The sequence below is a fragment of the Homoserinimonas sp. A447 genome, assembly GCF_054489325.1.
Genome location: NZ_JBTMWW010000001.1, coordinates 817593 through 842405 on the forward strand (window position 1 = coordinate 817593; position 24813 = coordinate 842405).

At 64.8% G+C, this 24813-nt stretch carries 21 protein-coding genes; 11 read left to right on the forward strand and 10 right to left on the reverse strand.

The features are described from left to right. The first annotated feature begins 25 nt into the window (after window positions 1–25). Window positions 26–727, forward strand: coding sequence for a coenzyme F420-0:L-glutamate ligase (locus ACX3O0_RS03970; RefSeq protein ID WP_459106870.1), 702 nt, complete (start codon window positions 26–28; stop codon window positions 725–727). 7 nt (window positions 728–734) lie between these two features. Here the strand turns inward: ACX3O0_RS03970 and ACX3O0_RS03975 are convergent, their stop codons facing one another. Continuing rightward, on the reverse strand, window positions 735–1736 hold the full coding sequence (locus ACX3O0_RS03975; RefSeq protein ID WP_459106871.1) for a sugar-transfer associated ATP-grasp domain-containing protein: 1002 nt from the start codon (window positions 1734–1736) through the stop codon (window positions 735–737). A 119-nt stretch (window positions 1737–1855) separates the two neighbouring features. Between ACX3O0_RS03975 and ACX3O0_RS03980 the strand changes: the two genes are divergently transcribed. Continuing rightward, on the forward strand, window positions 1856–2374 hold the full coding sequence (locus tag ACX3O0_RS03980; protein ID WP_459091205.1) for an alanine racemase C-terminal domain-containing protein: 519 nt from the start codon (window positions 1856–1858) through the stop codon (window positions 2372–2374). Then, entirely contained in the window at window positions 2371–3441 is a 1071-nt protein-coding gene (locus ACX3O0_RS03985) for an alanine racemase (protein WP_459106872.1), read from the forward strand. The genes ACX3O0_RS03980 and ACX3O0_RS03985 overlap by 4 nt, the downstream gene beginning before the upstream one ends. 24 nt (window positions 3442–3465) lie before the next feature. Here ACX3O0_RS03985 and ACX3O0_RS03990 read toward each other — a convergent pair whose 3' ends face one another. Continuing rightward, window positions 3466–3693, reverse strand: a complete 228-nt coding sequence (locus tag ACX3O0_RS03990) for a DUF7455 domain-containing protein (protein ID WP_459091464.1) — start codon at window positions 3691–3693, stop codon at window positions 3466–3468. Window positions 3694–3935: 242 nt separating this feature from the next. Here ACX3O0_RS03990 and ACX3O0_RS03995 point away from each other — a divergent pair, with 242 nt between their 5' ends. Then, the gene (locus tag ACX3O0_RS03995; RefSeq protein ID WP_459106873.1) at window positions 3936–6017 is read left to right on the forward strand and encodes a DNA gyrase/topoisomerase IV subunit B; all 2082 of its coding nucleotides are present in this window, start codon (window positions 3936–3938) and stop codon (window positions 6015–6017) included. A 323-nt stretch (window positions 6018–6340) separates the two neighbouring features. Here the strand turns inward: ACX3O0_RS03995 and ACX3O0_RS04000 are convergent, their stop codons facing one another. Together ACX3O0_RS04000 and ACX3O0_RS04005 are read right to left on the reverse strand one after the other, a co-directional pair. Further along, complete coding sequence (locus ACX3O0_RS04000) at window positions 6341–6850, reverse strand: uridine kinase family protein (RefSeq protein WP_459106874.1); 510 nt, start codon at window positions 6848–6850, stop codon at window positions 6341–6343. A gap of 94 nt (window positions 6851–6944) precedes the next feature. Further along, window positions 6945–9413, reverse strand: coding sequence for a DNA gyrase/topoisomerase IV subunit A (locus tag ACX3O0_RS04005; RefSeq protein ID WP_459106875.1), 2469 nt, complete (start codon window positions 9411–9413; stop codon window positions 6945–6947). A 33-nt stretch (window positions 9414–9446) separates the two neighbouring features. On the opposite strand from ACX3O0_RS04005, the gene ACX3O0_RS04010 reads away from it, so the two are divergent. Beyond that, complete coding sequence (locus tag ACX3O0_RS04010; protein ID WP_459106876.1) at window positions 9447–10562, forward strand: alkaline phosphatase family protein; 1116 nt, start codon at window positions 9447–9449, stop codon at window positions 10560–10562. A gap of 25 nt (window positions 10563–10587) precedes the next feature. On the opposite strand, the gene sepH is transcribed toward ACX3O0_RS04010, so the two are convergent. After that, a complete protein-coding gene (gene sepH, locus ACX3O0_RS04015; RefSeq protein WP_459106877.1) occupies window positions 10588–11712 on the reverse strand; it encodes a septation protein SepH in 1125 nt (374 codons plus the stop codon). A gap of 203 nt (window positions 11713–11915) precedes the next feature. On the opposite strand from sepH, the gene ACX3O0_RS04020 reads away from it, so the two are divergent. Further along, entirely contained in the window at window positions 11916–12209 is a 294-nt protein-coding gene (locus ACX3O0_RS04020; protein WP_459091466.1) for a DUF4193 domain-containing protein, read from the forward strand. Window positions 12210–12238: 29 nt separating this feature from the next. On the opposite strand, the gene ACX3O0_RS04025 is transcribed toward ACX3O0_RS04020, so the two are convergent. Next, a complete protein-coding gene (locus ACX3O0_RS04025) occupies window positions 12239–12691 on the reverse strand; it encodes a DUF3093 domain-containing protein (protein ID WP_459091220.1) in 453 nt (150 codons plus the stop codon). Window positions 12692–12764: 73 nt separating this feature from the next. Between ACX3O0_RS04025 and dut the strand changes: the two genes are divergently transcribed. The 5 genes from dut to dxs all read left to right on the forward strand — a co-directional run bounded on the left by dut (window position 12765) and on the right by dxs (window position 19532). Beyond that, window positions 12765–13223 carry a dUTP diphosphatase gene (dut, locus tag ACX3O0_RS04030; RefSeq protein WP_459091468.1) on the forward strand — a complete coding sequence of 153 codons (459 nt, stop codon included), beginning with the start codon at window positions 12765–12767 and terminating at the stop codon, window positions 13221–13223. Next, the gene (locus ACX3O0_RS04035; protein WP_459091222.1) at window positions 13220–13867 is read left to right on the forward strand and encodes a DUF3710 domain-containing protein; all 648 of its coding nucleotides are present in this window, start codon (window positions 13220–13222) and stop codon (window positions 13865–13867) included. Before dut ends, ACX3O0_RS04035 begins: the two co-directional genes overlap by 4 nt. 5 nt (window positions 13868–13872) lie before the next feature. Continuing rightward, window positions 13873–14622, forward strand: a complete 750-nt coding sequence (locus tag ACX3O0_RS04040; RefSeq protein WP_459091224.1) for a DUF3159 domain-containing protein — start codon at window positions 13873–13875, stop codon at window positions 14620–14622. A gap of 125 nt (window positions 14623–14747) precedes the next feature. Further along, window positions 14748–17579: an aconitate hydratase AcnA gene (gene acnA / locus ACX3O0_RS04045; RefSeq protein WP_459106878.1), complete on the forward strand. Its 2832-nt coding sequence runs from the start codon at window positions 14748–14750 to the stop codon at window positions 17577–17579. Between the two features lie 9 nt (window positions 17580–17588). Then, window positions 17589–19532, forward strand: a complete 1944-nt coding sequence (gene dxs / locus ACX3O0_RS04050) for a 1-deoxy-D-xylulose-5-phosphate synthase (RefSeq protein ID WP_459106879.1) — start codon at window positions 17589–17591, stop codon at window positions 19530–19532. 36 nt (window positions 19533–19568) lie between these two features. Here dxs and ACX3O0_RS04055 read toward each other — a convergent pair whose 3' ends face one another. The 4 genes from ACX3O0_RS04055 to ACX3O0_RS04070 all read right to left on the reverse strand — a co-directional run bounded on the left by ACX3O0_RS04055 (window position 19569) and on the right by ACX3O0_RS04070 (window position 24805). Beyond that, window positions 19569–21707 (reverse strand): 3-hydroxyacyl-CoA dehydrogenase NAD-binding domain-containing protein, encoded by a 2139-nt coding sequence (locus ACX3O0_RS04055; protein ID WP_459106880.1) that lies wholly within the window; start codon window positions 21705–21707, stop codon window positions 19569–19571. After that, a complete protein-coding gene (locus ACX3O0_RS04060; RefSeq protein WP_459106881.1) occupies window positions 21704–22906 on the reverse strand; it encodes a thiolase family protein in 1203 nt (400 codons plus the stop codon). The genes ACX3O0_RS04055 and ACX3O0_RS04060 overlap by 4 nt, the downstream gene beginning before the upstream one ends. Before the next feature lie 74 nt (window positions 22907–22980). After that, entirely contained in the window at window positions 22981–24219 is a 1239-nt protein-coding gene (locus ACX3O0_RS04065) for an HRDC domain-containing protein (RefSeq protein ID WP_459106882.1), read from the reverse strand. Continuing rightward, complete coding sequence (locus tag ACX3O0_RS04070; protein ID WP_459091236.1) at window positions 24212–24805, reverse strand: DUF3000 domain-containing protein; 594 nt, start codon at window positions 24803–24805, stop codon at window positions 24212–24214. The genes ACX3O0_RS04065 and ACX3O0_RS04070 overlap by 8 nt, the downstream gene beginning before the upstream one ends. Window positions 24806–24813 lie beyond the last annotated feature (8 nt).

Here is a 24813-nt window from a genome sequence, read left to right on the forward strand (position 1 = left end):
GCGGTCAGGAGAGAGGTGCGCCGGGATGGCCGATGAGGCGAACGCGGGCAAACAGCTCGAAGCGGTGCAGGACGGCGTGCGGTACCAGCGCATTCCCATCAAGACCAAGCTGGTGCTGAGTGATGATGACATCACGGATGTCGTCACCGACTTCGCCGTCGACCGCCTGGAAGACGGCGACATTCTCTTCGTGACCGAGAAGATCGTGGCCATCACACAGGGTCGCTCGTTTCCGACGGAATCCATTGAGCCGCGCAAGCTGGCCACCTGGCTGTCCAACCATGTCAGCAAGACCCCGAACGGCATCGGCCTGGGACTTCCGCAGACCATGGAGATGGCGCTGCGAGAGTGCGGTACCCCTCGCATCCTTTTTGCTGCCGTGGTCGCCGCGGTGACCAAGCTGTTCGGCCGGCGTGGCGACTTCTATCGGGTTGCCGGGCCCAAGGCCCGGGGAATCGATGGACCGACCAGCGGAACCATCCCGCCATACAACTCGCACGTGGTGCTCGCCCCCGATCGCCCGACGCACGTCGCACGCGAGTTGCGCGACGCCATCGGCAAGAACGTCGATGTGCTGATCGTCGACATGAACGACCTGGGCGGGAATGTGCTCGGTTCCACCATGGACCGCGCCGGAACCCGCGCCATGGAGCGGCTGCTGCTGGACAACCCCCTCGGTCAGGGGCGCGAGAGCACGCCGATGGGCATCATCCGCCGCACGGCGTAGGCCCCGCTTAGAACCCGATCGCTTCGCGGTACCTCGGCAGGCTGCCAGTACGGATGCCGGTGACGCTCGGCTTGTTCTCGTACACGCCCGCCGCCCAATTGCCTTCGACCAGTATTGGCCTGGTCTCCCCGATGACGACATCCCAGCCGACATACTGCATCTGCGGCACCACTCGGGCGACCTGGTCGATGAACTCGAACAGTTCGTCGACCATCGGCAGCTGGAAATCGGGAATCGACACCCCGGACTCCGGATGCGTCTCGTGCACGCTGTCGTGAGAGTCGTAGCCGCGTCCCCGTGATGAGCCGTCCAGGTTCAGCATCGTGTAGAAGCCGCCGAAGGTCTGCTGGTCGCTTGCCTCGCCGCGACCGAACTTCTGCGCCATGGAGAGCACATGGGTCTTGTCGCCGTCGAAGAACGTGGTGACCCTGGTGGTGTTCGCGGTACCGGGGCAAACGGCCGCCAGCGTGGGGTGCTGCCTGATGTACTCCTCAAGCAGGGTCTGCCCCTTGGCGATCAGCTCGCTGCGGAAGGCCTCCCAGTCGCTGATCGCATCCGCCTCATAGCGTGAAACGCCGTGGCCGGAGTCGCTGACCGGAACCTTGCCCATCACCCGACCGTGGCGCTGCGTGAACTCGCGCACCGCATCGACCGAAGAAGAGCTCACGTCGAGCCATTCGCGGCCGAGGTACGCGTCGAACGCACGGTTGAACGCAGTCTTGTCGTGAAAGACCTCGCGGTAATCGGGGTGGTCGTACTTCATCGCGATGTGGTTGGAGATGGAGTGGGTCATGTACGTCGCACGCTCGGCACGCGTCAGGATGGCGAAGTCGTAGTCGACATAATCCTGGAACGCGACGTTGCGGAAGGCGGCAGACCAGAGCATGTCCACAACGATGATCGGCGTCGCCTTGCCATGGGCGGCAGCGACTGCGCGCGCCCGGGACGTCAGAGAAGCGGCGTCGAAGCCACGGGCCCGACGCCACAGGTACTGAAGGCGACTCTTCACACCCAGGTTCTTCAATTTCACAGCGGTGTGTCTCCCATCGGCCACCATCACAACGTGCCCCCCAATCATACGGGGCGGTAGAGTGGAGGAATCTGGACGGCAGGCGGGACGGGGTGATCGTGAGCTTCTCCGCCCGTGCCCTCCACCTCTCCGCCGGGCAGTCTTCACTGCTGGCATCCGCCGCCCTGAACAATGCAGCCGTGAATGATGCTGCCGTGTCGAACGTCGTGCAGTCCCTGGAGACGCATCCACCCCGACTGGATGCCGAGGTCCTGACAGTCAAACGAGTGGGGCCAGGTGCCGGAGTCTCCTACGGCCACACCTACCGCACCACGACACCGACAACGCTCGCCCTGGTGGCGATCGGCTACGGGCATGGGCTTCCCCGTAAAGCCGGAAACCGGGCATCCGTCACCGCCCGCGGCGTGCGGATGCCGATTGTCGGCCGGGTGGCGATGGATGTCCTGGTGATCGATGCCGGAGACGCCTCCGTTGCCGCCGGAGACAGGGTGACGTTCTTTGGCGACCCGGCTTCTGCCGAGATCCCATTGGCGGAGTGGGCGGAGTCGGTTGGCGAGCATCCGTTCAGCGTTCTCGCCTGCCTGGACCATCGCGTGAGCAGGGTGGTGGCCACATGAGGATCACCGAGGCGACCGCTTTCGTGTCCGTCGATGCTCTGCGCCACAACGTGCGCCTGCTGCGTGATCGAGTGGCGCCGGCAGCGCTGCTCGCCGTCGTGAAGGACGACGCCTATGGGCATGGGGTGGACGCCGCTGTAGACGTACTCCTCGATGAAGGCGTGACGAGGTTCGGCACGCTGGACCTTCCGGGGGCGCTCTCGTTGCGCCGCCGGGCTCCGGACGCAATGGTATTCGCGTGGGTGTTCGACAGTGGTGACGACCTTACCGAGGCCATTCGGGCCGGAATCGACTTGGGGGTCACCGATGAGGCGGTGCTGGAGCGCGTGGCCACCGCCGGCGCCGCAGCCGGGACCCGGGCACGCATCCACCTGAAGCTCGATACCGGCCTGCACCGGGCTGGAGTGCTTCCGGCTGAGTGGGAGCGGTTCGTGCAACGGGCGGCAGCGCTCGAACGCGATGGGCTGGTCAAGGTCGCCGGGCTGTGGACGCACCTGGCCGAGGAAACGGATGATGACGACAGCCGCTCCATCGCCGAGCACCAGAGCGGAGTGTCGATCGCCGAAGCGCACGGTGTTCGCGACGTGGTGGTCCATGTCGCCGCGAGTGCAGCATCCTACGCGAGGGCGGATGCCCGGCTCGACCTGGTGCGGGTTGGCGCCTTCCTGTACGGGATAGCTCCCGGCGGAGGAGTTGGGCCGGCAGAGCTCGGGCTTCGACCGGTCATGACGCTGCGCGCGCCGATTCATCGCATCAGGGAGGAAGACGGCCGGGTGCTGGGCGAGTTGCCGATTGGTGGCGCATCCGGAATCCTTGCCGACGCTGCTGGCAATGTGACGGTCGCAATCGGTGGGCACCGTGTGCCGGTGATCCGCGTCGACCCGTCTCAGACGCTTATCGACGTGACCGGAAGGGCTGCGGAAGTCGGTGACACCGTGACGCTCTTCGGCGACGGCTCAGCCGGCGAGCCCACCCTTCAGGAGTGGGCTGACGGCATGGGCACCATCGGTGAAGAAATCGTGACGCGGCTAACGGCGACGATCCCGCGGGTCGTCACCGGCCGGTAACGGCTGTGGCCCTGGGCGGACTTTCTAGCCGCGCGCCTCGGTGAGGAGTCGTGCTGACTCGTCGTGCCACTCGGTGGCAACCGCAGCCAGCTTTTCCTGGTGCTTCTTGCCGTGGTGAGCGCAGAAGAGCAACTCGCTGTTTCCGATGGAAACGCGAATGTAGGCCTGGGCTCCACAACTGTCACAGCGGTCTGACGCCGTGAGCTCGTGGGCGGAGGCCAGCTCGTCTACAGCTGTGGTTCCGGGTGCAATGTGGGACACGTTGCTCCTCCAATTTTCTTGACGACTAACTTCCGTGCATCTATACAAGCACGCCTTGCCGCAGGATGGGTGAGGCGGCGGGCGCATTTCGCTGACCGCGTAGGAAACCCTCGGCCGACGGGTGTCGGATGCGAAGGTTGTCTGCGCGGCTCACTAGTCTTAACACCGCCCGCCCAGCCGCCATTCCCTGCGGTCTTCGGCGGTGCGCAGCTCGGTCGCACTAAGGAGAATCAGTGACAAACTCGGACTACTCGGCGAGGCACCTTTCGGTCCTGGAAGGCCTTGAAGCGGTCCGCAAGCGACCAGGAATGTACATCGGCTCCACCGATTCCCGCGGCCTCATGCACTGCCTGTGGGAGATCATCGACAACTCGGTCGACGAGGCGCTAGGCGGCTACGGGGAAAAAATCGAGGTGATCCTGCACCAGGATGACAGCGTCGAGGTTCGCGACCGTGCCCGCGGCATCCCGGTGGATGTCGAGCCGAAAACCGGGTTGTCCGGCGTGGAGGTCGTCCTCACCAAGCTGCACGCCGGTGGAAAATTCGGCACCGGATCGTATGCGGCATCCGGTGGACTGCACGGCGTCGGGGCATCCGTCGTCAACGCACTGTCAGCGAGGCTCGACGTCGAAGTCGACCGCGGCGGCAAGACCTGGGCCATGTCCTTCCATCGCGGGGAGCCCGGGGTGTTCGCCGACTCGGGGGAGCCGAGCCCGGATTCCCCGTTCACCCCGTTCGAGAAGCGCAGCGAATTGAGGGTGGTCGGCAAGGTTGCCAAGGGCGTGACCGGCACGCGGGTGCGCTATTGGGCGGATCCGCAGATCTTCACGAAGGGTGCGACATTCCAGACTGAGGAGCTTGTCGCCCGAGCCCGCCAGACGGCATTCCTGGTGAAAGGCCTGGGCCTTGAGATCACCGACAACCGCCAGAGCCCGCCCACCGAGGAATCGTTCCGCTACGACGGTGGGATCGCCGAGTATGTCGAGTTCCTCTCCAAAGATCCGGCGCTCACCGGCATCTGGCGACTGACCGGCACCGGGCAGTACACCGAGACCGTCCCCGTTCTCGACGACAAGGGGCACATGGTGCCGACTGAACTGCACCGGGAGTGCGAGGTCGACGTTGCGCTGCGATGGGGCACCGGATACGACACCGTCTTCCGCAGCTACGTGAACATCATCGCCACGCCGAAGGGCGGCACCCATCAGGCCGGTTTCGAGGCCGGGATGCTGAAGTTCCTCCGAAACCAGCTCGAAGTCAATGCGCGCCGGCTCAAGGTCGGCAACGACAAGCTCGAGAAGGACGACATGCTTGCCGGCCTGACAGCAGTATTGACGGTACGCATCCCGGAGCCGCAGTTCGAGGGGCAGACCAAGGAGATCCTGGGGACTCCTGCGGTTCGCAACATCGTCTCATCCGTCGTCGCCAAGGCGTTGGCTGAGAAGTTCAGCTCAAGCAAGCGTGACGACAAGACGCAGGCGGCGCTGGTGCTCGACAAGGTCGTTGCCGAGATGAAGTCGCGAGTTTCGGCCAGAGCCCACAAGGAGACCCAACGTCGCAAGAACGCGCTGGAGAACTCCTCCCTGCCGGCCAAGTTGGTCGACTGCCGCAGCAGCGATGTCGCCAACAGCGAGTTGTTCATCGTCGAGGGCGACTCGGCCCTGGGTACCGCCAAGCTGGCCAGGGACAGCGAGTACCAGGCGCTCCTGCCCATTCGCGGGAAGATCCTGAACGTTCAGAAGGCCTCCATCTCGGACATGCTGTCGAACGCCGAGTGCGCGTCGATCATCCAGGTGATCGGTGCCGGATCCGGTCGAAGCTTCGACCTGTCATCCGCCCGCTACGGCAAGGTCATCATCATGAGCGACGCGGACGTCGATGGTGCGCACATCCGGACGCTCCTCCTCACGTTGTTCTTCCGCTACATGCCGGACATGATCCGCGACGGCCGCGTTTATGCCGCCGTGCCTCCGCTTCACCGGGTGGTCGTGATGAACCCGGGCACTAAGCCGAACGACACGGTCTATACCTACTCCGAGGCTGAGCTGCAGGGCGTCCTGGCTGCGCTGAAGAAGTCGGGGAAGCGGTACCAGGATCCGATCCAGCGCTACAAGGGCCTGGGGGAGATGGATGCCGACCAGTTGGCCACCACCACCATGGATCGCAGCCACCGCACCCTTCGCCGCGTGGAGATCACGGATGCGGAACGCTCGGAAAAGGTGTTCGAGCTCCTGATGGGCAACGATGTCGCCCCCCGCAAGGAGTTCATCGTTGCCGGTTCCAACGACCTCTCGCGCGAGCGCATCGACGTCTAGCGTCAGTCGCCTACCGTCCCACTCCCTTCGTAGGTGTTTCTTGCACGCGCGGGTCGAACTCACTGGTTGACAGGTTGCCCCTGGTCGCCGGCGCGGTGATTCGAGTGGTGCGCTGGAGTATTCGTCGCGGCGCAACGCTCAAACGACAGCGCGGCTGCTTTTGCCGATCGACCTCCCGGCAGGTCCGCGCTCGGTTCCACGGTGCGTGTACGGATATGCGGGGCGCCACGGGCGCCGCTAGCCGAACGCTGCAGCGCGCACGCATATGCACAAGCGACCCACGGAGCAATGCGCGAAGCAGAAGAAGGGTTGGGAAACTCGCTTCAATTGGCGAGAAAAATGATGTCTGCCACTTCTCGCGGCTTGAAGGTTTCATCGAAGTCGCGATCGTTTGGCACCCAGACGTCCTCCCAGAGGGCGTCGTGTTGCCGACCGAGGTCATGGTCGCGCTCTCTGCCCCGCTGCGCGGCAATTCCCGGTTCGGCGTCAACCCAGATTGTCAGGTCGAACGCTCCCTCAAGGTCTGAATGGAACAGCCCGATGCAGTCGATGATCAGGACGGCGGCATCCGGCAGCGGCTCCGGGTTTGCCAGCGTTCGAGTGCTCCAGTCGAAGCGTTGGAGTGAGCCCTTTTGCGCAGAACGGAATGGGACGATGACTTGCCGCAGCAGCCGAATGCGGTCGACGCCATCCCAGTCAGCGGAGCGGTGGTGAGAACGCGTCGGATCCAAGAAGTCGTCGCCACGGATGCGAACGGAGCCGTCAACGCGGGCCAGCAAGTCTCGGGTGAGAGTGGACTTTCCGGAGCCTGCGTACCCAGAAATCCCGACCACTAGGCGCGTGCCTCCAACGCGGAGCTGTTCGATTGCTGAGGCGACAGCCTCTGGCGTATCCACGATTTTGTACTGGCTCAACGGGCAGCCGAACCTACAGCTCGTGGCCGATGAAGCCGACGACGGCATCCAGTGGTGTACCGGACGCGTCACGCTTGGCGCCAGCCTCGGGGAGTGAGCGCGGCGCACCGTCGGAGGCCACGGCCAACGCGGGAGCCTGCCCTGCCCACGCCACACTGAGCATGTCCTCACCCTTGAGGAAGGCGTGCGCGCGAACGCCGCCCGTTGCGCGACCCTTCGCCGGGAACTCGGCCAGCTGCGAGACCTTCGCGCGCCCGGGGTCGGTTCCGGCAATGGTCGCCGCAGAGGTGGAGATTGTCGCAACGACGGAGTCGCTCGCGTCAGCGATCGCCGTGAAGTGAATGACCTCCGCTGAGGGCGAGAGCTTGATGCCCGCCATGCCGCCGGCGCTTCGCCCCTGAGGGCGCACGGCCGTCGCCGGGAAACGCAGCAGCTGAGCGTCAGAGGTGACGAACACCAGCTCATCGTCGTCCGAGCCCTGAACCACGCCAACGACCTCGTCGCCGGGTTTCAGGGAGATGATCTCGAAGTCTGGCCGGTGCGGCGCATCCGCCATCACCACCCTTTTGACAACACCCTGCCTGGTTCCGAGGGCTACCGGTTCCTCAGCGGTGAGCGAGACCAGGCCGACGACCCGTTCACGTTTCGTGTCGATGGCGAGGTACTCCGCGATCTTGACACCGGCAGCGAGCTGGATCGAGTTTCCGGGAAGCACCGGGAGGTCCACGGGCGAGAGGCGGATCAGCCGTCCGGTCGACGTGACAGCGCCGATCTCGGTTCGACTGGTGGTGGAGACACTTGCCCGAATCGCGTCGTGCTTGCTCCGCCTCGAGGCGCGAGCCGGTGCATCCGCATCGTCGCTCACGTCGACTCGGATCACGCGCCCGGTGGTAGACAGGATCACCCGGCATGGAACATCCGCATGTTCGAGAATGGGTGCCTGCTTCGACGAACCCGCCTGTTTCGATGAACCCGTTGCGACGCTGGGGCGCGCGTGGGTCAGCATGGTGCGACGCGGCGTTCCGTACTTCTCGGCCACATTCTCGAGCTCGTGCGAGACCAGGTGACGTACCCGAACCGGATCGCTGAGCAGCAGCTCCAATTCAGCGATCTCAGCACGCAACTGGTCGCGCTCGGCCTCCAGCTCGATGCGGGAGAACTTGGTCAGGCGGCGCAACCGCAACTCGAGGATGTACTCGGACTGCACGTGGCTGAGGTCGAAAACTTCCATCAGGCGGGTGCGGGCCTGCTCCGAATCATCGCTGGTGCGGATGACCTGGATCACCTCGTCGATATCCAGGATGGCCACCAATAGTCCCTCGACGAGGTGCAGGCGCTCCTGCTTCCTCGCCAGCCGGAAGCGGCTTCGCCGCGTCGTCACGGAGATGCGGTGGTCAAGATAGACCTGCAGCAGTTCTCGCAGGCCCAGGGTCCTGGGGCCACCGTTCACCAGCGCCACGTTGTTGAAGTTGAACTGGTCTTCCAGCGGGGTGTGCTTGTACAACTGCTCGAGCACCGCTTCCGGGTTGAACCCGGTCTTGATGCCGATCACGAGGCGCAGCCCGCGTTTGCGGTCGGTGAGGTCTGTCACATCCGAGATGCCGCTGAGCTTCTTGGACGTGACACCGTCCTTGATCTTCTCGATGATCTTCTCGGCGCCGACCATGAACGGCAGCTCGGTGACGATCAACCCGGTCTTGCGGGCCGTGATCGGCTCGATCGACACCTTGGCCCTCGTCTTGAAGCTTCCGCGCCCGGTTTCATAGGCGTCACGGATGCCTTCCAGGCCGCTGATGGTGCCACCGGTAGGCAGGTCGGGACCCGGGACGAAGCTCATCAGGTCATCGAGGGAGGCATCCGGATGCTCGAGCAGGTGCCTGGCCGCCCCGACCACCTCGATGAGGTTGTGCGGGGCCATGTTGGTGGCCATGCCGACCGCGATGCCGCTCGCCCCGTTGACCAGGAGGTTGGGGAAGGCAGCGGGCAACACCTCCGGCTGGGTCAGCTGGTTGTCGTAGTTGGGCACGAAATCGACGACATCTTCGTCGAGGTCTGCGGTCAATGCCGTGGCTGCGGGTGCCAGACGGGCCTCGGTGTAGCGGGGTGCGGCCGGGCCGTCATCGAGCGACCCGAAGTTGCCGTGTCCGTCGATGAGCGGAACCCGCATGATGAACGGCTGGTTGAGGCGCACCATGGCGTCGTAGATGGAGGCATCGCCGTGCGGGTGCAGTTTGCCCATCACGTCTCCGACGACTCGGGCCGACTTCACGTGGCCCCGGTCGGGCCGCAGCCCCATCTCGGTCATCTGGTACAGGATGCGTCGCTGGACAGGCTTCAAGCCGTCACGTGCGTCAGGCAGGGCGCGCGAATAGATGACGGAGTACGCGTACTCGAGGAACGAGCCCTCCATTTCAGAGGCGACATCGACAACGTCGATGCGTTCACCGGAGTCTTCGGGGATCGTGGATGCAGGTGTAGTCATAGGATTGCCCTCATGCTATCGGCCCCTAAATCGGTGCGGTTTAGCCTTGCCGATGTTCTGCGAAGTTGCCTGTCCGCCACCTCTGGTGAGGCGAACCCGCTCTCGCTGCCGCCGGTCGACAAGGCGGTGGTGCTCCTCGCCGACGGGCTGGGGGCATCCGTGCTCAGGGCATCCGCGGGTCACGCCCGTACTCTTGCGCCGCTGTTGAACGCAGGCACGACGGCCACCGCCGGTTTTCCGACCACGACGGCGTCGGCGCTGGCATCCCTGACCACCGGGGACGAGCCCGGAGTGCATGGGCTGATCGGCTACACCGTGCTCGACCCCGAGCATGACCGGATCGTCAACCAGCTCACCGGGTGGGATGCGCTGCTGGATCCGGCTACTTGGCAGCGCAGCAGGACGATTTTCGAGCGGGCGACGGATGCCGGTGTGCCCGCCTTCGCGGTCGGGGTCGAACGCTACCGCAACACCGGCTTCACCCATGCCGTGCTGCGCGGGGCCGAATACCGGGCCGCCGTTTCCATGGAGGAACGGCTGGCGGAGGCCCGACGCATCCTGGATTCGCACGATCGTGCGCTGGTTTACGTGTACGTGCCCGAGCTCGACCAGGCGGGACACAAGCACGGGTGGCAGTCGGCACAATGGGCTGACCGGTTGGAAGAGCTCGACGCGGCTGTGCGTGCCTTCGCGCCGGCGCTGGGCAGTCGTGAGGGGTTGATCCTCACCGCGGACCACGGGGTCATCGACGTGGCCGCCCACAACCATGTGCTCTTCGACTCCGATCCCGCACTATTGGACGGCATCCGCCATGTCGCCGGTGAACCGCGTTGCCTGCAGCTTCATTTCGAACCGGATGCTTCGACTCCTCTCCGCGAGACGGTCACCTCTCGGTGGCGGGAGTCGGAGTCCGGCAGGTCGTGGGTCGCCACCCGGGCCGAGGCGATTTCGGCTGGCTGGTTCGGCGCATCCGTTCACGCCGAGGTCGAAGCGCGTATCGGGGACCTGCTTGTCGCCGCGCGCAAGTCGATCGCCTACTACGACGGCAGGGACGAGCGCGCGTCCGGTCGCACCATGATCGGACAGCATGGTTCGATGACCCTGGACGAGCAGCTGGTGCCGCTATTACGGTTCGGAGCGTTCGCCTGAAGGCGTCGGCTCACGTTCCGGTCGACTAAAGGTCGTCGTCAGACTTGGCGCCGAAGACGATGTCGTCCCAGCTGGGCATTGCCGCCCGGCCCTTCTTGCCCGGCCTGGAGAGGGACACGACCGGCTTGGGCGTGCCGACCCTCGTCGGGCCGGGATGCGCATCGGCCGGTGGCGCCGCCGAACTTGCCGGTGGTGGCGTTGGAGCGCTGTCGCCAGCTGAGAAGTCATCGAGTGGCACATCGATGACGCGGATGCTGCCGGTCGACGGGTGGGCCGAGCGCGCGTCATCCTGATCATCGAAGGCGGCGGATTCTCGTTCGCCCCGCCGGCGACGGAGGGCCTCAAGGAGGTCTGCGGTGTGACCCAGTTCAGCGGGTTCGCCATCGGCGGTCGTTCCGGTGGTGCCGGCATTGATGGCGCCGGGAACCACAGCAGAGTGACCCCCGCGATTGAACGGCAACGGGTCGACGTAGGGTGCCGTGTCGTGCCCGGAAAGCTCTTCTTCCGTGAAGGCGCCGCTGTCGAAGCGGGAGTTGTCCGGGACCCGGTCTTCGGTGCTGACGGCGCGCAACCGTGGGATCAATGCACCAGCCAGCTCGCCCTGCTGCGACAGCGTCACCGCGTCGCCGTTCAGTGGTGCCAGTGCGGATTTCTTGGGGTCGAACTGCCAGCGGGCGTCGTGATCCACCTGTTCGGCGGTGAAAGCGAGTTTGACGACCCAGCCGCCACCCTGCTCTTTCCAGCTCGCCCAGCGTTCGCCGGTGGCGCCCAGGTCGTGGAGCCGTTCGCGAATGACGGTTCCGAAGGTCGAACCTTCGCCCAGCGGATCCGTCTCCATCGCAGTGTGCACCGGGACGCTCAGCGCAGCGCTGACGACATACTCACGCTCGGCGAGAACGGGGCCTTCGAATTTCTCGATGTATTCGAGCGCCACTCCGGTGATCGACGCGACGTCCTGAGCGGACATTCCGCTGCGAATATGCGCCTGGATCTCGCGGGGAGACAGCTTGCGCCCGTTGCCCGCAGCCGGTGCGGCCTGGCGGATCTTGGACTGCAACACCTCATCGATGGGAATGCGGTAGTGCTCGCCGTCGTCGGACGTGACCAGGAGTGAGCCGTTCTCCACTCCGATGACTCTCAGGTCTTGCATGCTGATCGCCTTTCCGGCCGTCATGTTCGGGTCTAGATTGTCACGTGATTCATCATCCGGGCGGGAATAACTCGGGCGTGCCGCAAGTTCGGTCTGTTGCAGCATTCCCGGGAGTCTCACAGTGGTTTGCAATTCACTACCGGATGATGCAAACTGTCGCCGCCGAATACGAACATGTCGGCACAAACCAGAACTGGATGGGCATGGCAACCGACTACGATGCACCTCGTAAGACCGACGATGATTCTGAAAGCATCGAGGCACTGAAGGAGCGCGTCCCAGACAAGATGTCAGGGGTGGTTGACGCCGACGACGCCGACAACCCCGGTGGGTTCGAACTCCCCGGCGCTGACCTGTCCGACATGGACCTCGACGTTGTCGTACTGCCTCCGCAGGCCGACGAGTTCACCTGCATCAGCTGTTTCCTGGTGAAGCACCGTTCCCAGATCGATCATCAGGAGAAGCTCGGGGCGATCTGCCTCGAGTGCGCTGCCTGAACGGAGCGTTCAGCTCGACAATGCGCACGTCACGACGCCGCTGACTCCTGCGCCGTCGTGATCGCCGAGATGAAAGCCCGCGGATCACGCGTGGAAACCAGCCAATAGGGTGTGGGGTCTGACTCGTCGGAGACGACGATCTTGACGACGGGCCCCACCCAGCCGCGGATCAGGAGCCAGGCGCGGGCGTCGAGGCGCTGGCCTCGCTCCAGGGTGGCTTCTGCGCCCTCGAACCCGGTCGCCTCGCCAACCAGGCTCAGTGGCAGGGAGGCACGACCGGCCACCAATTGATGGTCTGTCACCAGAAGGGTCGGTGCTGTCGCCGTCAGCAGGCCGGCGCAACCCAGGTACAGTCCAGCACCGGTGAGGACGCCGACCACTGGGTTGATCGGCATGAAGACGAGTATCGAAGCCGGTATGACAAGGCCGAGCGACAGGTAGATCCAGGGGGAAGGCCAGAGGCGTTCTCGGTAGTAGGTCATGGCCCTATTCGATCAGATGATCGCCCTGCAGCGTGCGCGCGCCGGGGAAGTGGTTCTGCACTACCCTCGTCTCGTGGTTGAAACCGTCGAAGTACTCATTGCCAGCGGGATGCTGCCCGTTTACTCGCATCCCGGGGATGCCGGAGCCGACCTGGTCGCGGCGGAGGCTGTCGTGCTGGCGCCGGGGGAGCGGGCTACCGTCGGAACCGGTGTTTCGATAGCACTGCCGGACGGCTACGCGGCCTTCGTCGTTCCTCGAAGTGGGCTCGCGGCCAAGCACGGCGTGACCATCGTCAACAGCCCGGGCACCGTGGACGCCGGGTATCGCGGCGAGATCAGGGTGACCATCCTGAACACCGACAAGCGGGAGCCATACTCGATCGCGGTGGGCGACCGGATTGCCCAATTGATCGTCACCCCGGTCAGTCGTGCGCGTTTCATCCAGGTCGATTCCCTTCCCGGAAGCCAGCGTGGCCAGGCGGGATTCGGGTCCACCGGGTACCGTGAACCTATGCAAGGAGAACACGCGTGAGCGATAACATCGAGGGCACCATCGACGACCAGGACGCAGCGGCGCGCCAGGCGAAGTCCGCCCCTGCTGACCGGGCGGAGGCAGGACCCCTCGATGAGGCTGAGGCCAACGCCGTCCGACCATACGTCGACCTCGGCGGCGTGAAGATCGTTCCCCGCGAGGGCCTGCAATTACGGCTCGAGGTCGAGGAGGGCAGCAAGCGGGTGGTGGCTGTCGGACTGGACTATGCCGGGTCGACACTGCAGGTGCAGCCGTTCGCTGCTCCTCGGTCCACCGGCCTGTGGCACGAGATCCGCCAGCAGATCAGTGACCAGATCGCCAAACAGGGTGGCACGACGAAACTCACCACTGGGCCTTTCGGGCCTGAGCTCCTCGCCGAGGTGCCTGCGGCTGCCCCCGGGCAACCCGGAACCAAGCGGCTGGCCCGTTTCATCGGCGTTGACGGGCCTCGGTGGTTTCTCCGCGGCGTGATCGCCGGTGAGGGCGCGACGAAGCCGGAGGCCGCCGCGAAGATCGAGGAACTCTTCCGCAGTATCGTTGTCGTCCGCGGTTCGACTCCCATGCCTCCGCGAGACCTGATTCCCCTGCACATGCCGAAGACCGGCAGCGCCCCTGATCAGGTCGCACCCGCGACCAAGCTGTGAGAGCCGTGGACGAACCGGCAGCGGACACTCCGGAGACCGCGAAGGATGCCATCAGGGCCAGCCTCGAGGATGCCGTTCGAAAGTCATCGATCGGGCACCTGGCTCCGGGCGAGGTTCCGCGTGCGTCTTCCCTGCTGAAGGCGATTGGCGGCACCCGTGGGCTGATCGAATCGATCCTCCCCGGCCTCGGCTTCCTGGTGGTCTACACGATCACGCACGAATTGGTGATGTCGGTGCTGGCACCGGTAGCGGTCGCGCTGTGTTTCGTCGCCATCCGGCTGATCTCCAGGACTTCGGCTTCGCTGGCCTTCGCCGGCCTCTTCGGGGTCGGCATTTCCGCCGTCCTGGCGATGCTGACCGGACGCACGGAGGACAACTTCCTCCCCGGGCTCATCATCAACGTCGTTTCGGTCGTCGTATTGCTGACCAGCATCGCGCTCCGGTGGCCATTCATCGGGGTGATCGTCGGTTTCCTGGCCAACGAGGGAACCGCATGGCGCGAGAATCTGCAGAAAAGACGGGTGCTGGTGCTGGCGACCTGGCTCTGGGTGGGCCTGTTCTCGGCGCGACTGCTGGTGCAGGCGCCGCTGTACCTGTCCGGCCAGACCGAATGGCTCGCCGCGACCAAGCTCATCATGGGTGTCCCGCTGTACGCCGGGATGGTCTGGGTGACCTGGCTTCTGGTGCGCACCGTCTATCCGCGGCCGGCTTTGGGCGGCGACACGACCTCCGGTGATTCAGCCCTGCCCGGGTGAGAGTGGTATATTTATCTCGACGTCAAGATACTTTTGGCGCAACTGCACAGCCGGTAGCGGCATTGGCCCAAAGCAGCGCACTGTCTTAGGCTTGCAGCCATCACGTTCAGCAAGGGAGTCGACAGATGTCGTCAGTCAACAGTTTCGGATCGAAGAAGACACTGACGGTTGGGTCGACCGACTACGAGATCTACAGGCTCGACGCGGTACCGGGCTCGGCGAAGCTGCCGTACAGCCTCAAGGTGCTGCTGGAGAACCTGCTGCGCACCGAAGACGGCAAGAACGTCACCAAGGCGCAGATCGAATCGGTTGCCGGATGGGATCCCGCAGCGGAGCCGGACACCGAGATCCAGTACACGCCTGCCCGCGTCATCATGCAGGACTTCACCGGTGTGCCCTGCATCGTCGACCTCGCTGCCATGCGCGAGGCCATGACCGACCTCGGCGGCGACGCGAACAAGATCAACCCGCTCGCTCCCGCTGAGCTGGTCATCGACCACTCCGTGATCGCCGACCTGTTCGGCAGCGACAATGCACTGGAGCGCAACGTCGAACTCGAATACGAGCGCAACGGAGAGCGCTACCAGTTCCTCCGGTGGGGCCAGACCGCATTCGAAGACTTCAAAGTCGTCCCGCCAGGCACCGGCATCGTGCACCAGGTGAACATCGAGTACCTGGCCCGCGTCACCTACACGCGTGAGGTCCCTTCGACAGGCCCAGGACAAGGGACTGTGCTCCAGGCCTACCCGGACACCCTGGTTGGAACCGACTCGCACACCACCATGGTGAACGGCCTCGGCGTTCTCGGCTGGGGCGTCGGCGGTATCGAGGCCGAGGCGGCCATGCTCGGCCAGCCAGTCTCCATGCTGATCCCGAAGGTGGTCGGCTTCAAGCTGAACGGCTCCATTCCGGCCGGCGTGACGGCGACGGATGTCGTGCTCACCATCACCGACATGCTGCGGAAGCACGGAGTGGTCGGCAAGTTCGTCGAGTTCTACGGTGCAGGCGTCGCCCAGGTGCCGCTGGCCAACCGGGCAACGATCGGCAACATGAGCCCGGAGTTCGGCTCGACCGCCGCCATGTTCCCCATCGACGCTGTCACGCTGGACTACCTGCGCCTGACCGGGCGCAGCGAGGAGCAGGTCCAGCTGGTCGAGGCGTACTCGAAGGAGCAGGGAATGTGGCATGACCCATCGGTCGAGCCCGCGTTCAGTGAATACCTCGAGCTCGACCTCGCCACGGTCGTTCCATCCATCGCCGGCCCGAAGCGCCCGCAGGACCGCATTGAGCTGAACCGGTCGAAGGCGCAGTTCGAGAGCGACCTCAACAATTACGCGACCATCGACCACGACCTGGTCGACCTGCAGGTGGCCGAGTCCTTCCCCGCATCCGACCCTCCCGGAAACACTCCGGAGAGTGAGCAGAGCCACCACCACCACACCCACAAGAGCCACTCGCCTTCGACGGCGTCCAAGCCGAGCATCGTTTCGGTGGACGGTGGCGATGAATTCGTCATCGACCATGGGGCGGTGACCATTGCGGCCATCACGTCGTGCACCAACACCTCGAACCCGTCAGTCATGCTCGCGGCCGGCCTGCTCGCGCGGAACGCCGCCAAGAAGGGCCTGAAGTCGAAGCCGTGGGTCAAGACCACCCTGGCCCCCGGATCGAAGGTCGTCACCGAGTACTACGAGAAGTCCGGCCTCGACCGTGATCTGGAGGCACTCGGCTTCTACACCGTCGGCTACGGCTGCACCACGTGCATCGGAAACTCCGGACCGCTCGCCGACGAGATCTCCGCGGCCATCAATGAGAACGACCTCGCCGTCACGGCGGTCCTGTCCGGAAACCGCAACTTCGAGGGTCGGATCAACCCGGACGTCAAGATGAACTACCTGGCCAGCCCCCCGCTGGTGATCGCCTACGCCCTCGCCGGGTCGATGAACTTCGACTTCGAAGCGGATGCGCTCGGCCAGGACACCGAGGGCAATGATGTGTTCCTCAAGGACATCTGGCCGGACGCCGCCGAGGTGCAGCGCACCATTGACAGCTCCATCGACTCCGAGATGTTCACCCGGGAGTATGCGGGCGTCTTCGATGGGGACGAGCGCTGGCGTTCACTACCGACGCCTGCCGGCGGGATCTTCGAGTGGGATGAGTCCTCGACGTACGTACGGAAGCCCCCATACTTCGACGGCATGACTCTCGAGATGACTCCGGTGACCGACATCACCGGTGCTCGCGTGCTGGCCAAGCTGGGCGACTCGGTGACCACCGACCACATCAGCCCGGCTGGATCGATCAAGGGTGAGAGCCCGGCTGGTCACTACCTGAGCGAGCACGGCATCGACCGCAAGGACTACAACTCCTACGGTTCGCGTCGCGGCAACCACGAGGTGATGATCCGCGGAACCTTCGCGAACATCCGCCTCCGCAACCAGCTTCTCGACAACGTCGAGGGCGGTTACACGCGCGACTTCACCCAGCCGGATGCTCCGCAGGCGTTCATCTACGACGCCAGCCAGAACTACCAGGCCGCAGGGGTGCCACTCGTGGTGCTGGCCGGCAAGGAGTACGGTTCAGGATCATCCCGTGACTGGGCGGCCAAGGGAACCAGCCTGCTGGGCGTCAAGGCGGTCATCACCGAGAGCTTCGAGCGGATCCACCGGTCGAACCTGATCGGCATGGGCGTCGTTCCGCTCGAGTTCCCGGCCGGCGAAAGCTGGGAGACCCTCGGACTCGATGGCACCGAACAGATCAGCGTCTCCGGGCTCACCGCGCTCAACGATGGTGGCGTGCCGAAGTCGGTGCACGTGGTTGCCGAACCGACTGAGCACTCGCCGGCAGGCAAGGGCACCGTTGAGTTCGACGCAGTGGTACGCATCGACACCCCGGGTGAGGCCGACTACTACCGCCACGGTGGCATCCTCCAGTATGTTTTGAGGTCGCTGGTTTAGGCTCGCAAGATGGGCATACTCGAGACAATTCACGGCCCACGCGACCTGGACGCTCTCACCAGGCAGCAGCTCGTCGAGCTGGCTGGTGAGATCAGGCGGTTCCTCATCACCGAGGTTTCGAAGACTGGGGGACACCTCGGCCCGAACCTCGGCGTTGTCGAGTTGACCATTGCGATCCATCGCGTGTTCGACTCGCCTGGTGACCCGATCGTCTTCGATACCGGTCACCAGTCCTACGTGCACAAGCTGCTCACCGGCAGGCAGGATTTCAGCCGTCTCCGCCTCAAGGGTGGGCTGGCCGGTTATCCGCAGCGCTCGGAGTCGGTTCACGACGTTGTCGAGAGTTCTCACGCGTCGAGTTCGCTCTCCTGGGCCGACGGAATTTCCCGCGCCCTCGAGATGACCGGTCAACAGGATCGCCACGTCGTCGCAGTAGTCGGTGATGGCGCACTCACCGGCGGCATGACCTGGGAGGCGCTGAATAACATCAGTGACGACAACAGCCGCAACCTGGTCATCGTCGTCAACGACAATGGGCGATCCTATGCGCCGACGATCGGCGGCATGGCGCGCTTCCTGAACGACGTGCGGACCCGGCGGTCGTATCGCGACCTGCATGCGTCCAGCCGGAAGTTCTTCGATCGGCTGGGCGGCCCAGGCCGTGCCGTGTACCGCGGCGTCCGTGGTGGGATGCACGGCTTCCTGAGCCGGTTCACCAACAACACCGCGCTCTACTCGAACCTCGATATCAAGTACCTGGGCCCTGTCGACGGTCATGACATCCGTGCCCTCGAGGAGACTCTGAGGCAGGCGAAGAAGTATTCCGCCCCGGTGATCGTCCATGTGATCACCCAGAAGGGCAAGGGCTACGAGCCGGCCATGCTCGACGAGGCTGACCAGTTCCACGCTGTCGGGCAGATCGACCCGGAGACCGGTGAACCGCTTGGTGAGCCCGGCCGGGAGTCCTGGACCTCGGTGTTCGCTGACGAATTGGTACGTCTCGCTGATGGCGACGAGAAGATCGTCGGCATCACCGCTGCCATGCTCAGGCCCACCGGGCTGCACAAGCTGGCCGCCAAGCACCCGGAACGCGTGTTCGACGTCGGCATCGCCGAGCAGCACGCAGTGACCTCGGCCGCCGGGTTGGCCTTCGGCGGCCTGCATCCGGTGGTGGCCATGTACGCGACGTTCGTCAACCGGGCGTTCGACCAGCTGCTGATGGATGTCGCACTGCACAAGGCCGGCGTCACCTTCGTGCTCGACCGTGCCGGGGTCACCGGCCCGGACGGACCGAGCCACCACGGCATGTGGGACCTGGCGATCCTCCAGGTCATTCCCGGCATCAAACTGGCTGCTCCCCGTGATGCCCCGCGCCTGCGCGAGGAACTGGCTGAGGCAGTCCTCGTGGATGACGGCCCGACTGTCCTGCGTTTCTCGAAGGGCAGCGTTGGCAAGGATTTCGACGCCGAGCGCCGGACGCACGACGGGGTTGATGTCCTGAGGGAAGCCCCCCACAAGGATGTGCTGATCGTCACCGTCGGCCCGATGGCAGAACTCGGTCTAGAGGTTGCGGAACGGCTGGCCGCCCAGGGGATCGGCGCCACGGTTGTGGACCCCCGCTGGGTCGTCCCAGTGCCGAAGAGCATCATCGAGCTTGCCGCGGATCACCGCATCGTCGTGACCATCGAAGACGGGGTACGAGTCGGGGGAGTGGGCACCAGGATCCGCCAGGATCTGCGTGCGGCGGGTGTCGACACTGCGGTGACAGAACTCGGCCTGCCCGACGCCTTCCTGGACCACGCCTCGCGTGCAGAGATCATGGAGCAGGTCGGCTTGACTCCCCAGGCGATCGCGCGCGACGTGGTCGCCCAGGTGCTGGGAAGCAAGATTCCCATCGCCCGCCAGCTTCCGGATGCGATCACGCTGAATGAGCGGATCACACCCGGAAGCTGAGCAGGCGACTGCTGAATGCCGGGTGGCGGCCTGGTGTCAGGCGACACCGCTGATGGTCGGGTTGTGGAAGGTCGCGCCGAACACTCGTTCTGAAGCTCCGACCCGGTCGAGGTATGGCGTTGCCCCGCCCATCTGGAACGGCCAGCCGGCGCCCAGGATGAGGCAGAGGTCGATGTCCTCCGCCGCCGAGACGACCCCGTCTTCGAGCATCCGGTGGATCTCGTCGGCCAGCCCGTCTTCGACCCGGCGCAGGATCTCTTCCCCCGTCATCGGGGCCTTTCCGCCTGTAACGATCTTTTCTGCGGTCTTGTCGTAGCCCTTGACCTTGCCCTTGCCGTCACGCTCGAAGATCTTGCCGTGCTCAGCCAGGCGGTGCAGGTTCTCGCTCTCGAAGAAGCGCTCAGGGAAGGCAGCGTGGTGCGTGTCGAGCACGTGCGCTCCGACCTTCAGGCCGACCAGTTCGAGCAGTTCGAACGGGGTCATCGGCAACCCGAACGGCTTGGTCGCATTGTCGACGACCGCGAACGGCGTTCCGGTGTCGACGGCATGCATTGCCTCGCCGAGCAGTTTCGCGAGAATTCGGTTCACCACGAAGCCGGGGGTATCCGCAGTGATCACCGCATTCTTGTAGAGCTTCGCAGCGGTGACCATCGCGGTGCTCAGGGTCTCATCATCCGTGTTCGGTGTCTTCACGACTTCGATCAGCGGCATGACGGCGACCGGATTGAAGAAGTGGAAGCCGACGAGCCGCTCCGGGTGCTTCAGCCTGGAGCCGATCTGCTCCACCGACAGCGATGAGGTGTTGGTGGCCAGGACGGCGGTGTCGGAGACGTGCTTCTCGATCTCGGCGAACACGTTCTGCTTCGCTTCGAGCTCTTCGAAGATCGCCTCGATCACCCAATCGCAGTCGGCGAAGTCTGACTTGTCCGTAGTGCCGGTGACCAGCGCCTTCAGCCGGTTCGAGTCGTCCGGTGAGAGGCGGCCCTTCGCCAGCAGCGCGTCGATCTCACCGTGGATGTAGGCGATGCCCTTGTCAACGTGCGCCTGGTCGAGGTCGGTGATGACCACCGGAACCTTCAGGCGACGTACGAACAGCAGGGCGAACTGCTGGGCCATCAGCCCCGCACCCACGACGCCGATCTTGGTGACCGGCTTCGCCAGCGACTTGTCCGGGGCCCCGGCCGGCTTCTTCGCGCGCTTCTGAACCAGGTTGAAGGAATAGATGCTCGCCGCGAACTGGTCGCCGGAGACGAGTTCGGCCAGGGCGTCGTCCTCCCGCGCGAATGCCGCTTCCTGATCCACTTTCTTGGCGGCTTGCAGAAGGTCCAGCGCAGCATAGGGCGACTTCGCCACTGTGCCGATCCTGCTCTCCAGCATCTTGCGGGCCATGCCGATTGCGATATCCCACTTCACCGCGCGCTCGATCTTGCCAGGCTCATTCGGACGCTTGACCGTGATGGAACCGGACAGCAGACCGTCGGCCCAGGCGATGGAACGCTCCAGGAAGCTGGTGGAGTCGAAGATCGCGTCCGCGATCCCGAGGTCGAACGCCTCCTGTGGCTTCAGCATCTTGTTGTTCTTCAGCGGGTTCTCGATGACGACCTTGAGCGCGTTCTCGATCCCGATCAGATTGGGCAGCAGGTAGGCGCCTCCCCATCCGGGAATCATCCCGAGGAACACTTCCGGCAGCGCAATTCCCGCGCCGGTGCTGTCCACCGTGCGGTAATTGGCGTTGAGCGCGATCTCGAGTCCACCGCCGAGCGCCAACCCGTTGATGAAAACGAATGACGGCACGCCGAGGGTTCCGAGCTTGCCGAGGGCGTAGTGGCCCAATTGCGCCATTTTCTTCGCGAAGTCCTTGCTCGGAATGTCGCTGACCTTGCTCAGGTCGGCACCCGCGGCAAGGAAGTACGGCTTACCGGTGACGGCGACGCCGGCGATCTCGCCTGCACTGGCACGCTTTTTCTGCGCATCCAGCACTTCTGCCAGCTCGAGCAGGGTGACTGGGCCCAGGGTGGTCGGCCGGGTGTGATCCCGGCCGTTGTCCAGGGTGATGAGGGCGAGCGTCTTGCCGTCGGAGATGGGCACATCGCGAACGAGGGAGTGACTCACGACCTCGTCGACCGATCGTGCGCGCAGCTCGTCGAAGGATGCTGCAGTGATTTCGAGAGTCATTTGCGCTTCTTTCCGTCGTAGTGGGGGTTTTCCCAGATAACCGATCCGCCCTGGCCGAGACCGACACACATGGCGGTGAGCCCGTAGCGCACCTCGGGGTGTTCCTCGAATTGGCGAGCCAATTGGATCATCAGTCGCACACCAGACGAGGCGAGCGGATGCCCGATGGCGATCGCGCCGCCCCACTTGTTGACCCGGGGGTCATCGTCGGCGATGCCGAAGTGGTCGAGGAGTGACAGGACCTGCACGGCGAACGCTTCGTTCAACTCGAACAGCCCGATGTCGTCGATGCCCAGGCCGGCCTTCTTCAGCGCCTTCTCCGTGGAAGGCACCGGGCCGATCCCCATGATCTCCGGCTCGACGCCGGCGAAGGCGAAGCTGACCAGTTTCATCTTGCTGGTGAGCCCGAGCTCCCTGGCGGCAGTCTCGCTCGCCAGCAGGCTCACGGTGGCGCCGTCGTTGAGACCGGAGGAGTTTCCCGCCGTGACCCGGCCGTGTGGACGGAACGGGGTCTTCAGCCCGGCCAGCCCTTCCATGGTCGTGTCGGGGCGGGGAGCCTCGTCACGAGTGGCGAGCCCCCATCCGGAATCGCTGCGAATGGCGACCGGAATCAGGTCTGGCTGGATCTTCCCCGCCTCGTAGGCAGCAGCGAGCTTCTGCTGGCTCCCCAGCGCGAACCGGTCTGAGCGCTCCTTGGTGAGGCTCGGAAAGCGGTCGTGAATCTTCTCCGCAGTGTTCCCCATGTTGAGGGCTTCAGCGTTCACCAGCTTCTCGGCGACGAAGCGCGGGTTCGGGTCGACACCGGAACCCATCGGGTGGTGCCCCATGTGTTCGACGCCGCCGGCGATGGCAACGTCGTAGGCACCGAAGGCGATGCCACCGGAGAGCGTCGTCACCGAGGTCATGGCGCCGGCACACATCCGGTCGATGGCGAAGCCTGGCACCGAGAGCGGCAGTCCGGCGAGGATTGCCGTGGTGCGGCCCAGGGTCAGTCCCTGGTCGCCCTGCTGGGTGGTTGCTGCGATCGCGACGTCATCGACCCTGTCCAGAGGCAGGCTCGGGTTGCGCTCGAGCAGGCCCGTCATGGCCTTGACGACGAGGTCGTCCGCCCGGGTCTGCCAATACATTCCCTTTTCGCCGGCTCTGCCGAACGGGGTGCGGACCCCGTCGACGAACACGACTTCATGTCTCTCGGCCACAAATGCCTCCTAGGTTTCAGGTCTGTTCCGATCCTAGGCTGGGCGTTTTTGCCGACAGAATCCTTTGACTGTTCCTACGAAGCTGATTCCGCAGGCGGTTCAGTCGTTTGGCCTGCATCCACAAAGGCTTCCGCAATCAACTGTGCGGTTGCGTCAATTTGCCACTGCCGGGCGCCCAGATTGCCGAGTTCCACTCCGACGGCCGATGGTGTCGCCGGCTCGGGTGGGTTCCAGGCCAGGCGTCGCAGCAGGTCGGGCGTGAGCACATTCTCCATGGGGATGCTCAGTTCGGCCGACAGGTCGGTGAGTCGCGTCCTGGCCAGCTTCAGCCGGGCATCCGCTTCAGGGTTGCGCACCGACCAGGCCCTTGCCGGTGGCAGGCTGTCGCCGTTGGTGCGCAACTGGGGAACATCGGTGCTGGCGGACCCGACCTCGATGGCGGCCCACCAGCGATCCAGTTCAGAGCGAGAGGCCCGGCCGTTGAACTCCTTGAGCGCGGCCAGGTCCCGCTTGGTTGCGGGGAGCGCCTTCGCGGCCGCCACCAGGGAGGAGTCGGGGACCAACCGGCCGGGCGCCGTGTCGATCTCCTGGGCGTACCGATCCCGCGTCTCCCACAGTTCCCGTGCCACGGCCAGGTTCTTTGCCCCCTTGATCGAACTGACACCGGATAACCGCCGCCAGCCTTCGCCTCGTGAACCGGCGCGCGGTTCCCGATGCAGTACGGCATCGAATTCAGCTTCAGCGATCTGGGACTTGCCCTGGGTCTCCAGGAGTGCGGCGACTGCATCTCTCAGGTCGACCAGCAGTTCAACGTCGAGGGCGGCATAGATCAGCCAGGAAGACGGCAACGGCCTGGTCGACCAGTCGGCCGCTGAGTGCTCTTTCGCCAGATGGATGCCGAGCAGCGACTCGACCACCGTGCCGAGGCCGACGCGCGGCAGGCCGGCCAGGCGTGCTCCCAATTCGGTGTCGAAGATCTTCGTCGGCTGCAGTCCGACCTCGCGGAGGCAGGCCAAATCCTGGCTCGCGGCATGGAGCACCCACTCCGTCCCCTCGATCGCCGCGTTCAGCTCGGCAAAGTCACCGACGGCTGGAGGGTCGAACAGGAAGGTACCGGCATCCTGGCGGAAGATCTGGATCAGGTACGCGCGTTGCGAATAGCGAAAACCGGATGCCCGCTCAGCGTCGATCGCGATCGGCCCGTTTCCTGCGGAGATGGCGGCAACCGCGTCCAGGTAGCCCTGGCGCGTATCGATCGGCGTGAAGACAGCGTGGTCGCGTGAAGGCGTCGATGGGGGGTGGGCGCTACTCACGTCCGGCTCTTCGAGCAGATAGGGAACTCACTCCTTCAGCGGGCGGAAGCCCGGCAAGCATGCACAACAACTCACCCCAGCCTTCCACATGTGAGGCGATATCGGCATCCGTCGGCGTCCAGGAGGCCCGAACCTCGATCTGCGCACCGTCGCCCTGATCGGCCAGCTCGCCGTAACCGGTGGAGATGATCTTGGTCGCGGTGCCCGAGGCAGCGGCGTACCGCGCCCCCTTGGCCTCCAGCGCATCCACCAGCCAGGACCAGGCGACATCGGCCAGGAACGGGTCGATTCCGATGTCGGTTTCCAGTGGTGCCTGCACGAAACAGACCACCCGGAAAACACCGCCCCAGGCTTCCGGGGCGGAAGGGTCGTAGAGCAGGATGAAGCGGCCGGTGCCGAGATCGGAGTCTGTTCCGTGCGGAGCCGGAGAGACGTCTGCGGCTAACGCAATCGAGTACGGTGCCAGGTTGCCTGGGGCGGGAATCTCCGAGACGTTGAGCTCGGTTCGCGGCGCGGCGCGGCGGACAGAAGCCACGGCTTCGTCGAATGGTGAGGGCACGGGTGGCCCTGCAGCAGTTTCGGACACTCGTGAAG

What these genes read in the sequence shown, in the direction of transcription:
- acnA (WP_459106878.1), top strand. Translation starts at nt 14,748, where the DNA reads ATGTCGTCAGTCAACAGTTTCGGATCGAAGAAGACACTGACGGTTGGG.
- ACX3O0_RS03985 (WP_459106872.1), top strand. Translation starts at nt 2,371, where the DNA reads ATGAGGATCACCGAGGCGACCGCTTTCGTGTCCGTCGATGCTCTGCGC.
- dxs (WP_459106879.1), top strand. Translation starts at nt 17,589, where the DNA reads ATGGGCATACTCGAGACAATTCACGGCCCACGCGACCTGGACGCTCTC.
- sepH (WP_459106877.1), bottom strand. Translation starts at nt 11,712, where the DNA reads ATGCAAGACCTGAGAGTCATCGGAGTGGAGAACGGCTCACTCCTGGTC.
- ACX3O0_RS03970 (WP_459106870.1), top strand. Translation starts at nt 26, where the DNA reads ATGGCCGATGAGGCGAACGCGGGCAAACAGCTCGAAGCGGTGCAGGAC.
- ACX3O0_RS04020 (WP_459091466.1), top strand. Translation starts at nt 11,916, where the DNA reads ATGGCAACCGACTACGATGCACCTCGTAAGACCGACGATGATTCTGAA.
- ACX3O0_RS04025 (WP_459091220.1), bottom strand. Translation starts at nt 12,691, where the DNA reads ATGACCTACTACCGAGAACGCCTCTGGCCTTCCCCCTGGATCTACCTG.
- ACX3O0_RS04055 (WP_459106880.1), bottom strand. Translation starts at nt 21,707, where the DNA reads ATGACTCTCGAAATCACTGCAGCATCCTTCGACGAGCTGCGCGCACGA.
- ACX3O0_RS04005 (WP_459106875.1), bottom strand. Translation starts at nt 9,413, where the DNA reads ATGACTACACCTGCATCCACGATCCCCGAAGACTCCGGTGAACGCATC.